11 protein-coding genes are annotated in these 11,941 nt (G+C 67.3%); 7 read left to right on the top strand and 4 right to left on the bottom strand.

Annotated elements, in window-relative coordinates; genetic code table 11:
- Positions 1–16 precede the first annotated feature (16 nt).
- Positions 17–1,264 carry a glutamate-5-semialdehyde dehydrogenase gene (locus tag BVC93_RS21040; protein WP_083739166.1) on the bottom strand — a complete coding sequence of 416 codons (1,248 nt, stop codon included), beginning with the start codon at positions 1,262–1,264 and terminating at the stop codon, positions 17–19.
- A gap of 77 nt (positions 1,265–1,341) precedes the next feature.
- Between BVC93_RS21040 and BVC93_RS21035 the strand changes: the two genes are divergently transcribed.
- The 3 genes from BVC93_RS21035 to BVC93_RS21025 are packed head-to-tail and all read left to right on the top strand — an operon-like array spanning position 1,342 to position 3,037.
- Positions 1,342–1,956, top strand: coding sequence for a maleylpyruvate isomerase N-terminal domain-containing protein (locus BVC93_RS21035; protein WP_083739165.1), 615 nt, complete (start codon positions 1,342–1,344; stop codon positions 1,954–1,956).
- Between the two features lie 44 nt (positions 1,957–2,000).
- Complete coding sequence (locus BVC93_RS21030; RefSeq protein ID WP_083739164.1) at positions 2,001–2,180, top strand: hypothetical protein; 180 nt, start codon at positions 2,001–2,003, stop codon at positions 2,178–2,180.
- A gap of 32 nt (positions 2,181–2,212) precedes the next feature.
- A complete protein-coding gene (locus BVC93_RS21025) occupies positions 2,213–3,037 on the top strand; it encodes a ribokinase (RefSeq protein WP_083741203.1) in 825 nt (274 codons plus the stop codon).
- 22 nt (positions 3,038–3,059) lie between these two features.
- Here BVC93_RS21025 and BVC93_RS21020 read toward each other — a convergent pair whose 3' ends face one another.
- Both BVC93_RS21020 and BVC93_RS21015 read right to left on the bottom strand, forming a co-directional pair.
- A complete protein-coding gene (locus tag BVC93_RS21020) occupies positions 3,060–4,400 on the bottom strand; it encodes a TrpB-like pyridoxal phosphate-dependent enzyme (protein WP_083739163.1) in 1,341 nt (446 codons plus the stop codon).
- Between the two features lie 40 nt (positions 4,401–4,440).
- Complete coding sequence (locus tag BVC93_RS21015; protein WP_083741202.1) at positions 4,441–6,483, bottom strand: NAD(+) synthase; 2,043 nt, start codon at positions 6,481–6,483, stop codon at positions 4,441–4,443.
- Between the two features lie 134 nt (positions 6,484–6,617).
- Here BVC93_RS21015 and BVC93_RS21010 point away from each other — a divergent pair, with 134 nt between their 5' ends.
- The 4 genes from BVC93_RS21010 to BVC93_RS20995 are packed head-to-tail and all read left to right on the top strand — an operon-like array spanning position 6,618 to position 10,609.
- Positions 6,618–7,751: a BTAD domain-containing putative transcriptional regulator gene (locus tag BVC93_RS21010; protein WP_083739162.1), complete on the top strand. Its 1,134-nt coding sequence runs from the start codon at positions 6,618–6,620 to the stop codon at positions 7,749–7,751.
- The gene (locus BVC93_RS21005; RefSeq protein WP_236950470.1) at positions 7,745–9,190 is read left to right on the top strand and encodes a serine/threonine-protein kinase; all 1,446 of its coding nucleotides are present in this window, start codon (positions 7,745–7,747) and stop codon (positions 9,188–9,190) included. The genes BVC93_RS21010 and BVC93_RS21005 overlap by 7 nt, the downstream gene beginning before the upstream one ends.
- Before the next feature lie 17 nt (positions 9,191–9,207).
- Positions 9,208–9,774, top strand: a complete 567-nt coding sequence (locus BVC93_RS21000; protein WP_083739161.1) for a cysteine hydrolase family protein — start codon at positions 9,208–9,210, stop codon at positions 9,772–9,774.
- Entirely contained in the window at positions 9,725–10,609 is an 885-nt protein-coding gene (locus BVC93_RS20995; RefSeq protein ID WP_083739160.1) for an NAD-dependent protein deacetylase, read from the top strand. Before BVC93_RS21000 ends, BVC93_RS20995 begins: the two co-directional genes overlap by 50 nt.
- On the opposite strand, the gene BVC93_RS20990 is transcribed toward BVC93_RS20995, so the two are convergent.
- Entirely contained in the window at positions 10,589–11,857 is a 1,269-nt protein-coding gene (locus BVC93_RS20990; protein WP_083739159.1) for a cytochrome P450, read from the bottom strand. The genes BVC93_RS20995 and BVC93_RS20990 overlap by 21 nt on opposite strands.
- Positions 11,858–11,941 lie beyond the last annotated feature (84 nt).

Below are 11,941 nucleotides of genomic sequence, written 5' to 3'. Positions count from 1 at the left end.
CAAAGCTCCTGTGCTGTCAGGTAGGTCGGGTCTGGCCGTCTCCCCAGACGATCCACTTGGTCGAGGTCAGTTCGGGCAGGCCCATGGGTCCACGGGCATGCAATTTCTGGGTGGAGATCCCGATCTCGGCGCCGAAGCCGAACTGCTCACCGTCGGTGAAGGAGGTCGACGCGTTCACCATCACTGCGGCGGCATCAACCTGGTCGGTGAAACGTTGCGCCGCAGCCAGATCCGCGGTGACGATGGCTTCGGTGTGCCCGGTGCCGTACTCGTTGATGTGGGCGATGGCACCGTCGACGCCGTCGACCACCGCGACGGCGATGTCCATCGACAGGAATTCCGCGCGCAGGTCTTCCTCCGAGGGGTCCAGATGGGTGGTGACACCCGCCTTCTGCAGTGCCTCCACCATTCGCGGCAGCGCTGTTTCGGCGATGGCGGAGTCCATCAGCAGCGTCTCGGCAGCGTTGCACACGCTGGGGCGCCGAGTCTTGGCATTGAGCAGGATGCGTTCTGCCATATCCAGATCCGCATCCGCGTGGATGAACACGTGGCAGTTGCCCACCCCGGTCTCGATGGTGGGCACCAGCGCGTCGCGGATCACCGCGTTGATCAGGCCGGCGCCGCCCCGTGGAATCACCACGTCCACCAGTCCCCTGGCCTGGATCAGATGGGTGACCGAAGCGCGGTCCTCGCTGGGCAGCAGCTGCACCGCATCGGCGGGCAGCCCTTCGGCGACCAGAGCATCGCGCAACACCGACACCAAAGCGGCGTTCGAGTTGGCCGCTGACGAACTACCGCGCAGCAGTGCGGCATTGCCGCTCTTGAGGGTCAGACCGAAGGCGTCGACGGTGACGTTCGGCCGGCCTTCGTAGACGATGCCGACCACGCCGAGCGGAACCCGCTGCTGGCGCAACCGCAGCCCGTTGGGCAGCGTGCGTCCGCGCAGCACCTCACCTACCGGGTCGGGCAGTCCGGCCACCTGACGCAGGCCCGCGGCGATGCCGTCGACACGTTGTGGGTTGAGCGCCAGGCGGTCCAGCATGGCCTCCGACGTGCCCGCCGCGCGGGCGGACTCGAGGTCCTTGACGTTGGCGGCGATGATCTCGTCGCGGTGGGCGAGCACGGCGTCGGCCGCGGCGTGCAGAGCACGGTCCTTCACGACGGTCGACAGTGTGGCCAGCAGGCGGCCGGCCACCCGGGCCCGCTTGGCGGCGTCGTGCACGGTCTCCCGCAGTCCTGTGAGCGTCGGCGCTTCCAGACTCATTAGCCCAGCTTATCGGGCATACCAGGATTGAGCCGACCGCACCCCGTCCACAGCAGGAGCGACGGTAAATTCGCGGCATGGATGTGGTTGCCGTCTACGCGTCAGCGGCCCGGGGATTCACCGACCTGGTACGACGCATTCCGGCCGAGGCGTTCGCCGGTCCCGGCCTGGGTGACTGGGATCTGCGGGCGCTGGTCGGGCATACCTCGAGGTCGCTGACCACCGTGATCACCTACCTGGATGCCCCCGCTGAGCGGGTCGACATCGACGGGCCGGTGGCGTACTACCAGATGGCTGCGGAGTTCGCGGCGGACGAAGGGGCGGCGGGCGTACTCGAGCGGGGCCGACGTGCCGGTGTCGAATTGGGCGCCGACCCGGGAACTGCGGTGGACGCGCTGGCGGCCGAGGCACTGGCCAAGCTGGCCGGCCGGGGCGACGACCTGATCTCCGTCCTCGGTGGCGCCGGGATGCGGCTGTCCGGCTACCTCCCGACGCGAGTGTTCGAGCTGACGGTGCACGGGTTCGACATCGCCGACGCCACCGGTCTGCCCTTCTCCCCACCCGACGACGCGTTGCTCCTCGCGACCTCGTTGAGCACAGGCATCGCCGTCGCGACGGGTCACGCAGAGGTGGTGCTGCGGGCGCTGACCGGCCGAGCCGGCCTACCCACGGGATTCTCGGTGACGGTATGAGCTGGTCCTGACCAGCTATTCTGTGGTTCACGAGGGAGGAAGTCATGGGCTCGAGCGGTACCGGCAAGCGGGTCGGGGTGATCAGCAAGGACCAGCGCGAGCAGGAGGAGTTCCTGTTGCGTTACGGCAGCAAGGCTGACAAGAAGCGGATCAGGCAGCTGCGCGCCGACCGCGCGGCGGCCTACGCCGAACGCGAAGCCAAGCGCGACGCCAAGCGCTCGTGAAACACTCGATCGCCGTGGTCGGCAGCGTCAACATGGACGTGGTGTTCGACGTGGGCACCCTTCCCAAGCCCGGCGAGACGGTGCTGGGCTCGTCGGTGCGGTCGGTACCCGGCGGCAAGGGCGGCAACCAGGCCATCGCCGCGGCCAGGGCCGGTGCCCAGGTGCAGATCATCGCCGCTGTCGGCCAGGACGCCAACGGCGCTCATCTTCGAGAGCACCTGGCCGACAACGGCATCGGACTTGACGGCTTGATCACCCTGCCCGGCCCCAGTGGCACCGCAGCCATCGTCGTCGACTCCCACGGCGAGAACATGATCGTCGTCGCACCGGGCGCCAACGGACACCTGACGCTGGATTCGCAACCGCTGCGCGACATCGTCGCCGACTGCGACCTGCTGCTGCTGCAACTCGAGATCCCGCTGAGCACAGCACTGGTGGCTGCCCGCCAGGCCAGGGCGTCGGGTGCCACGGTGATGGTCAACGCGTCCCCGGCCGGCGGGGACGCTCAGCTGCTCGCCGAGCTGGCAGCCCTCACCGATGTGGTGATCGTGAACGAATCCGAAGTGCAGCACTGGCATTGGCCCGTTGCACACATGGTGATCACCCGCGGCGCGCGGGGTGCGACGTACACCGGTGACGACCAGGAATTCGAGGTGCCCGCTCCCGCAGTCGAAGCACTGGACACCACCGGTGCCGGTGACGTGTTCGCCGGGGTGCTGGCAGCCGGCTGGAGTGCCGACCGCCACCACGCGCTGCGGCGGGCGTGCGCGGCCGGTGCGCTGGCAACGCTGGTGCCGGGCGCCGGGGATTGCGCCCCGTACGACGAGACCATCGAGGATGCCCTGGCGCGCGACTGAACGCCGCCGATCACCGGTGCGCTCAGACGGTGACGACCCCCGCCAACGCAGCCGAAAGGGCGCCCTCGGACAGTGGATCATCCGAGAGCCCGCCCGACAGGTAGGCGTCGTAGGCCCCCAGCTCCAGCAGCCCGTGCCCTGAGAGTCCCACCACGATCACCTGCTCGCCACCGGCGACGGCTTCACGACGCGCCTGGGCCAGCGCGTGCGCCGACTCAGGTGCCGGGACAATACCCTCGGTGCGGGCGAATTGCATTGCCGTCTCGAAGCATTCATTCTGCGGCAGCGCGACGGCCTCCAGCAGCCCCTCGGCCACCGCGTGGGACACCAGCGGCGCCATGGCGTGGTAACGCAGGCCGCCGGCGTGGATGGGCGAGGGCACGAAGTCGTGGCCGAGGGTGTACATCTTCATCAGCGGGGTCATGCCGCCGGTATCGCCGAAGTCGTACCGATACTCACCCCGGGTCAGCGACGGGCACGACGTCGGCTCGACGGCCAGCAGCCGCGGCGACCGGGTGCCCGCCAACTTCTCCCGCAGGAACGGAAACGTCAGCCCCGCCAGGTTGGAACCACCACCGGCACAGCCGATCACCAGGTCAGCGCCATCCTCACCGGCTAGCGCCAGCTGCTTGATGGCTTCCTCACCGATGACAGTCTGATGCAGCAGCACGTGGTTGAGCACCGAGCCGAGTGCGTATTTGGTGGCGGGGTCCTGGGCGGCGACCTCGACGGCCTCGGAGATCGCGATGCCCAGCGAGCCTGGATGGTCTTGCGCCAGGGAGCGCCCGAATTCGGTGAGCCGGCTGGGCGAACGGTGCACCGTGCCGCCGAACACCTCGATCAGCGTTCGGCGCTGCGGCTTGCCGTCGTACGACGCGCCGACCTGCCACACCTCACACTCCAGTCCGAACAACGCACATGCATAAGCCAGCGCGGTGCCCCACTGACCGGCGCCGGTCTCGGTGGTGAGCCTGGTGGTGCCGTGCAGGCTGTTGTAATACACCTGCGGCACTGAGGTATTGGTCTTGTGCGAGCCGGCCGGTGAGACGCCTTCGTACTTGTAGTAGATGCGGGCCTGGGTACCAAGTGCCTGCTCCCAGCGACGTGCCCGCACCAAGGGTGACGGGCGGTACTGGCGGTAGACCTGACGCACCGGCTCTGGGATCTCGATGTAACGCTCGGCGCTGACCTCCTGCGCGATCAGCTCCGGCGGGAACAGTGCCGCGAGATCGTCGGGGCCCACCGGTTCATGTGTCCCGGGGTGCAGCGGCGGTGGAGGTGGGGTGGGGAGATCCGCGACGATGTTGTACCAGTGCGTCGGCAGCTCCGACTCGTCCAATAGGAAACGGACCTGCTCACTCATGGGCGACAGCCTAACCGGTGCGTGATGTGCGCAGCCCCGGCTACTCCGTGGGCACCTCGCGCTCGATCTCGTCGAGCCAGATACGCGCCGACATGTCCGACGGCGCCCGCCAGTCACCGCGCGGCGAGAGTGCACCGCCGGCAGAGACTTTCGGCCCGTTCGGCAGCGCCGAGCGTTTGAACTGGCTGAACGAGTAGAACCGCTGCACGAAGACCCGCAGCCACTTGCGGATCTCAGCCAGGTCGTAGGAGGGCCGCTTGTCCAGCGGGTAACCCAGCGGCCAGTGACCCGCTTCGGCGTCGCGCCAGGCGTGCCAGGCCAGGAACGCCACCTTGGACGGCCGAAAACCGAAGCGCAGCACCTGGAACAGTGAGAAGTCCTGCAAGGGGTACGGCCCGACCTTGCTCTCGCTGCTCTGGATCACCTCACCTGCTTCGACAGGCACCAACTCGGGGCTGATCTCGGTGTCGAGCACCGAACGCAACACTTCGTCGACGTCGTCGGTGAACTGACCCGATGAGATCACCCAGCGAATCAGATGCTGGATCAACGTCTTCGGCACCCCGCCGTTGACGTTGTAATGCGACATCTGGTCACCGACACCGTAGGTGGACCAGCCCAGCGCCAGCTCGGACAGATCGCCGGTGCCCAGCACGATGCCGCCACGCTGATTGGCCATCCGGAAGAGGTAGTCGGTGCGCAGACCGGCCTGCACGTTCTCGAAGGTCACGTCGTAGACCTTCTCGCCGCGCCCGAACGGATGGCCCATCTCGGTGAGCATCAACGTCGCGGTGTCGCGGATGTCGATCTCCTCGAACGTCACCCCGAGCGCCTTGCTCAGTGCAATGGCATTGCCCTTGGTGTGGTCGCCGGTGGCGAAACCCGGCATGGTGAACGCCAGGATGTCGCTGCGCGGTCGCCCTTCGCGGTCCATGGCGCGGGCGGCCACGATCAGCGCATGGGTGGAGTCGAGCCCGCCGGAGACACCGATCACGACCTTGGGGTAGTTGAGCGCACGCAGCCGCTGCTCCAGCCCCGACACCTGGATGTTGTAGGCCTCGTAACAATCCTGTTGCAGCCGGGCCGGATCGGACGGCACAAACGGGAACCGCTCGAGCTGGCGCTTGAGACCGATGTCGCCGGCGGGCGGATCCAGGGTGAATCCGATGCGCCGGAACCCGTCCACCGCCGCCGCATGGTGGCGCCGGTTGTCGTCGAAGGTGCCCATCCGCAGTCGCTCGGCCACCAGCAGGTCCACGTCGACGTCGGCGACACTGCGCTGCGCTCCTTTCGGGAAGCGTTCCGACTCGGCCAGCAGTGTCCCGTTCTCGTAGATCATCGTCTGGCCGTCCCACGCCAGGTCGGTAGTCGACTCCCCCTCGCCTGCCGCGGCATACACATACGCCGCCAGACAGCGCGCGGACGCCGAGCGAGCCAGCAGCTTGCGGTCGTCGGCCCGGCCGATCGTGATGGGGCTGCCCGAGAGGTTGGCCAACACGGTGGCTCCCGCCAACGCTGCCGTCGCACTGGGCGGCACCGGCACCCACATGTCCTCGCACACCTCGACGTGCAACACAAAACCGGGGACGTCGGTGGCGTCGAACAGCAGATCCGGGCCGAAGGGAACCGTCGCGCCGCCGATGGTGATCTCCCCGGAGATGTCGTCACCGGGGGCGGTCTGGCGCCGCTCGTAGAACTCGCGGTAGGTGGGTAGGTAGGACTTCGGCGCCACCCCGAGCACCGCACCCCGGTGGATCACCACCGCGCAGTTGTAGATCCGGTGCCGGTGGCGCAACGGCGCGCCGACCACCAGAACGGGCAGGAGATCCGCCGAACCGGTGATCACCACACCCAATGCATCGTCGACCGCGTCGAGCAGGGTGTCCTGCAACAGGATGTCCTCGATGGAGTATCCCGAGAGCGTGAGCTCGGGAAACACCGCCAGCCCCACCCCGTCGTCGTGACACTCGCCGGCCGCTTGCAGCACAGCATCGGCATTGGCGCTGGGATCGGCGAGGGTGGTGTGCAGTGTGCAGGCCGACACCCGTACGAAGCCGTGGTGGTATGCGGAGTAGAAGTCCATCACCGTGTCATTCTTCCCGTCGCACTCTGTTTCGAGCATCATTACCGCTTGTCGGTGCCCACACTGTCACCCCGCACACGGCACAATCAAAGTGCGCCGCGGCAAGTCGACGACGAAGGACACGGACAGACACGATGACGGGGAAGGTTGCGCAGTTCGGCGTGCTCGGGCCGCTGCAGGTCACCGTCGACGGCGCACCGATCGCGCTGGGCACCCCGAAACAACGAGCCGTGCTGGCTGTCCTGCTGATCAACCGCAACCGCCCGGTGGCCGTGGAGTCACTGTTGACCGCGGCCTGGGGCGATGACCCGCCGACCGGGGCGCGGGCCAGCCTGCACTCCTACGTCTCCAACCTGCGCAAGCTGCTGGCCACCGCAGGCGCCGGCAAGGACGCCCTGGTTAGCGCGCCTCCGGGCTACCGATTGTCGGTGCCGGAGTCCGACCTGGACCTGGGCCGGTTCGCCGCCGCGAAAGCCGCCGGTGTACGCGCCGCCGCGGCCGGCGAGTTCGCCCTGGCCGGACGGCACCTGTCTGCGGCACTGGCCGAATGGCGTGGCCCGGTCCTGGAGGATCTGGCCGGCTTCGAGTTCGTCGACGGTTTGGCCACCGCACTCAACGAAGACCGGCTGTCGGCCGTCACCGCACACGCCGAGGCCGAGATCGCCTGCGGCCGGGCAGCAGACGTGATCACCGCACTGGAATCGCTGACGGCGGAAAACCCCTTCCGTGAACCCCTGTGGGCACAGCTCATCACCGCCTACTACCTCGACGAACGCCAGCATGACGCCCTGGACGCCTACAGCCGGTTGAAGAACACACTGGCCGAGGAACTGGGCATCGACCCCGGCCCATCCCTGCGCGCACTGCACCAGAAGATCCTGCGGCAGGAGCCCTTGGACGCGCAGGTGAGCGCCCGAACCTCGGCCGTCGGCAGCGTCACCCAACTCGACGCGCACACCGCGCTGTCGGGGGCAGCAGCGGGCGCGTACCTACAGGATCCAGCCGGGCGCCGGTATGCCTTGTTGGCGGTGGCCACGCGGATCGGCCGCCTCGACGACAACGACATCGTGTTGCCGGACGCCAACGTCAGTCGCCACCATGCCGCGGTGATCGACACCGGAACCAGCTACGTGATCAGCGATCTGCGGTCCGCGAACGGAATCGACGTGCAGCACAGCAGAGTGCGCGGCAGCGTCGGCCTGAACGACGGTGACGTGATCCGAATCTGCGACCACACGTTCACCTTTCACATCGGCGACGGATCGTGAACAACCGGGTGGGCTCGCGCATCGGCCCGTACGAGTTGACGCGGTTGCTGGGCCGCGGCGGCATGGGCGAGGTGTACGAGGCCCGCGACACCGCGAAAGACCGCACGGTGGCACTGAAGCTGTTGCCGCCGGAGTTGTCGCACAACTCCACGTTCCGAAAGCGACTGGAACGTGAAGCTCGCTCAGCGGGCAAACTACAAGAGCCGCACGTGGTTCCGATCCACGATTTCGGAGAGATCGACGGGCAGCTGTTCGTCGACATGCGGTTGATCGACGGCGTGGATCTGCGCTCGGTGCTCAACCGCGGCGGGCCCATGCCACCTGCGCGCGCAGTGTCGATCGTGCGCCAGATCGCCTCGGCGTTGGACGCCGCCCACGGCGCCGGAGTCACCCACCGCGACGTCAAACCGGAGAACATCCTGGTGACCGCCGAGGATTTCGCGTATCTGGTGGACTTCGGCATCGCCAATGCGGCCACCGACGACACTCTCACCGAGCAGGGCACCGCCATCGGCACCTTCGCCTACATGGCACCGGAACGCTTCACCAACGACCACGTGGACCAGCGCGCCGACATCTACTCGCTGGCCTGCGTGCTCTACGAATGCCTCACCGGCACAAAGCCTTTCCGCAGCGACAGTGTGAGCGTGCTGATCACCGCGCATCTGATGGAACCCGCGCCGCGACCCAGCCTCGTACTGCCCGGACTACCGCAGACACTCGACGCGGTGGTGGCCCAGGGCATGGCCAAGAATCCCGCCGAGCGCTTTGCCACCGCCGGTGACATGGCGCGGGCCGCCGAGTCCACGCTCTCGTTCGCAGCGCCGCCACCACCACCCGTGCCGGTCAGGCACCGCGGCCGCACGGTGGCTGTCGTACTGGCCGCGGTGGCGGTGCTGGCAGCGGCGGTGGCGGCAACGTGGACGCTGCGTTCGCCCGAAACCGCGGTGACCTCGACGCTGACGATCACCCGCACAGTCACGTCCACCCCGAAGTCCTCGGTCAGCCTGCCCGCGCACGAGGCGGTGACCCCGGTGCAGCGTCGCGTCTTGGCGGCAGTGCCGTCCGGATATCAGTCGTGTGAACCGGTCCGCCCGCCCGTGGCCGACGCGTTGGCCACCGTCGACTGCGGACAGAATGCGATGCCCGGGGGCCCCGCGACCGCCAGGTACTCGCTGTTTCCCACCGTCGAGGCACTCGATTCCGGATTCCGGGCGGCCATCGACGAGGACACCGTGGTGGACTGTCCCGGCGGCAGGCAGTCCCCCGGCACCTGGGACTACGACTCCACGCCCGGCCAAACCGAGGGGTCGGTGGCGTGCGGCGACTTCGACGGCAACCCTGAGGTCGTGTGGACCAAGAGCTCCGATCTGATGCTGGGCATCGCGCAGGGCACCGATCTGGAGACCGTGCACCAGTGGTGGGTGGACTACGTCTGAGCGGGTACGCGACCCACATGAGTGATACCGCCGTCCTCGTGATCGACATGCTCAACGCGTACGAACATCCCGACGCCGACAAGCTGATTCCCAACGTCGAACCGGTCGTGGAGCCGTTGACGGCATTGATCGCCGCTGCGCGCCGGCGCGACGACGTGGACCTGATCTACGTGAACGACAACTACGGCGACTTCACCGCCGACCATCGCGGACTCGTCACGGCGGCACTCGACGGCAATCGTCCTGACCTGGTGAAACCGATCGTGCCCGACGACGGCTGTCGTTTCCTGGTGAAAGTGCGGCACAGTGCGTTCTACGCCACCTCGTTGGGTTATCTGCTCAACCAACTCGGTGTCCGGCGAATCGTCCTCACCGGTCAGGTCACCGAGCAGTGCATCCTCTACAGCGCACTGGATGCCTACGTCCGCCACTTCGACGTGGTCGTGGCCCGAGATTGTGTGGCCGCCATCGACGACGAACTGGGCCGGGCGGCGTTGACGATGATGGAACGCAACATGCGGGCTGAGATCCTGGATGGAGCGGACTGGCCGAGCGCCTACTCTCGATGGAGTGGAAGCACCTGAACTCGTCGCCCTGCTGACCGACCGGCGGGTGGCCGTGCTGACGGGCGCGGGTATGTCGACAGATTCCGGGATTCCGGACTACCGCGGACCCGACTCCCCGCCCAGCAATCCGATGACCATCAAACAGTTCACCTCTGATCCGGAGTTTCGGCAACGGTACTGGGCACGCAATCACGTGGGCTGGCGGCACATGGCCCACACTTCACCCAATGCCGGCCATCGCGCCCTGGCCGCACTGGAGGATGCCGGCGTGGTGACAGGACTGATCACGCAGAACGTCGACCTGCTGCACACCAAGGCCGGTAGCCGCAACGTCGTCAACCTGCACGGGACCTACGCCCAGGTGATCTGTCTGGCCTGCGGGTTCACCATGACGCGCGCGGAGCTGGCCGATGAGCTGGAGGCGCTGAATCCGGGTTTCATCGAGCGCGCCGAGGCGCTCGGCGGCATCGCGGTGGCTCCGGACGCCGATGCGACGGTCACCGACACGTCCAGCTTCCGTTACCTGGACTGTCCGCGTTGTTCGGGCATGCTCAAACCCGATATCGTCTACTTCGGCGAAAATGTGCCCAAAGATCGTGTGGCGCAGGCTTATTCGATGGTCGATCAAGCCGATGCCCTGCTGGTGGCAGGTTCCTCGCTGACGGTGTTCTCCGGTTACCGGTTCGTCCGCCACGCCGCCGCGAACGGCACACCGGTGGCGATCATCAACCGCGGCCCCACCCGCGGCGACGAGCAGGCAACCGTGATCGTCAACAGCGGTTGCTCGGAGATGCTGGCGCTGCTCACCGACGAACTGCGCACGCCCGCATCCTTAGAAGTCGCAGGGAAGTGAGCGGATGCCGTGGACGAAGTTACCCGGCACGTAAGCAGGTTCGCCTGCGCTGATGCCGGGCACGGTGGTCAGTAGTTCGGTGAACAACGCCCGCAACTGGGCCCGAGCCACGTGCGCACCCAGGCAGAAGTGCCTGCCGCCGCCTCCGAATCCGAGATGGGGGTTGGGGTGCCTACCGAGGTCCAGCCGGCCCGGAGTGTCGAACACCTCGGTGTCCCAGTTGCCAGACGAGTAGAACATCACGACCTTCTCCCCCGCCCGCACCGTCTGCCCGCCGACCTCGACATCGGTTGCGGCCGTGCGCCGGAAGGTCATCACCGGCGAGGCCCAACGGATGAACTCTTCGACCGCGGTCCCCATTCGACCGTCGAGATCCTCCAGCAGCCATGCCCGCTGATCCTCGTGCTCGGTCAACGCCTTGAGCGCGTGGCTGGTGGTCTGACGGGTGGTGTCGTTGCCCGCCACCGCCAGCAGCACGAAGAACGCCGACACCTCGGCGTCGCTGAGCCGGTCACCGTCCACCTCGGCGTTCACCAGGCTGCTGATCAGGTCGTCACCCGGCTCGGCCCGCCGCTGGGCGGCCAATGCGCCTGCCACCTGATGCAGATACATCTGGTTCTCCAGCAATACCTCCAGCGGGTTGCGGCCGGCCAGATACACCGGGTCGGCCCAGGACACCAGCGCATCGGCGGCACGGGCCACCTGGTGGCGCTCGGACGCCGGGATGCCCACCATGTCCGACAGCGTGCGGATCGGGAGTTCCTTGGCGCAGTGCTGCACGAAGTCGGCCCCACTGCCGGCCTGCGCGAGTTCGGCGACGATATCGGCGGCGTTGGCCTTGATGGATTCCTCGATGCGCCGGACCTGCCGGGGCGTGAAGGCAGCGTGCACCACTTTGCGAATCATGGTGTGCCGCGGCGCATCCATGGCCAGAAACGACTGCGAGGCCTCCAGCAGTTCCTCGGGGATGTTCTCGAACAGCACGCCCTTGCCGGACAGGAACACCTCGCTGTTGCGGCTGACGGCCACGATGTCGGCGTGCCGTGTGACGGCCCAGTAGCCGCGGTCGGCAGGATCATGCATGAGGGCATCTTCGACCGGCGGGTGCCAGCTGACCGGGCGCTGAGACCGCAGCTGCGCAAAGGATTGTTCACGGTCGGCCGCAGTGGTGGACCAGAACGCCCGCGAGGACAGATCGATCGGGTCGTACGGACGCACGGGCTCTGATGTGATCGAGGACACAGTCATGTGCCGACGATAGGTCTAGACACATTGTCTAGTCAATATGGTGCGGCGAGTTCAGCTCACCCCTCACCCGCCTCGGCGACCGAG

The sequence above is a fragment of the Mycobacterium sp. MS1601 genome (assembly GCF_001984215.1).
Taxonomy (GTDB): domain Bacteria; phylum Actinomycetota; class Actinomycetes; order Mycobacteriales; family Mycobacteriaceae; genus Mycobacterium.
This window is presented reverse-complemented; position numbering and strand designations above follow the sequence as displayed.

What these genes read in the sequence shown, in the direction of transcription:
- BVC93_RS21040 (WP_083739166.1), bottom strand. Translation starts at nt 1,264, where the DNA reads ATGAGTCTGGAAGCGCCGACGCTCACAGGACTGCGGGAGACCGTGCAC.
- BVC93_RS21035 (WP_083739165.1), top strand. Translation starts at nt 1,342, where the DNA reads ATGGATGTGGTTGCCGTCTACGCGTCAGCGGCCCGGGGATTCACCGAC.
- BVC93_RS21030 (WP_083739164.1), top strand. Translation starts at nt 2,001, where the DNA reads ATGGGCTCGAGCGGTACCGGCAAGCGGGTCGGGGTGATCAGCAAGGAC.
- BVC93_RS21025 (WP_083741203.1), top strand. Translation starts at nt 2,213, where the DNA reads ATGGACGTGGTGTTCGACGTGGGCACCCTTCCCAAGCCCGGCGAGACG.
- BVC93_RS21020 (WP_083739163.1), bottom strand. Translation starts at nt 4,400, where the DNA reads ATGAGTGAGCAGGTCCGTTTCCTATTGGACGAGTCGGAGCTGCCGACG.
- BVC93_RS21015 (WP_083741202.1), bottom strand. Translation starts at nt 6,483, where the DNA reads ATGGACTTCTACTCCGCATACCACCACGGCTTCGTACGGGTGTCGGCC.
- BVC93_RS21010 (WP_083739162.1), top strand. Translation starts at nt 6,618, where the DNA reads ATGACGGGGAAGGTTGCGCAGTTCGGCGTGCTCGGGCCGCTGCAGGTC.
- BVC93_RS21000 (WP_083739161.1), top strand. Translation starts at nt 9,208, where the DNA reads ATGAGTGATACCGCCGTCCTCGTGATCGACATGCTCAACGCGTACGAA.
- BVC93_RS20995 (WP_083739160.1), top strand. Translation starts at nt 9,725, where the DNA reads ATGGAGCGGACTGGCCGAGCGCCTACTCTCGATGGAGTGGAAGCACCT.
- BVC93_RS20990 (WP_083739159.1), bottom strand. Translation starts at nt 11,857, where the DNA reads ATGACTGTGTCCTCGATCACATCAGAGCCCGTGCGTCCGTACGACCCG.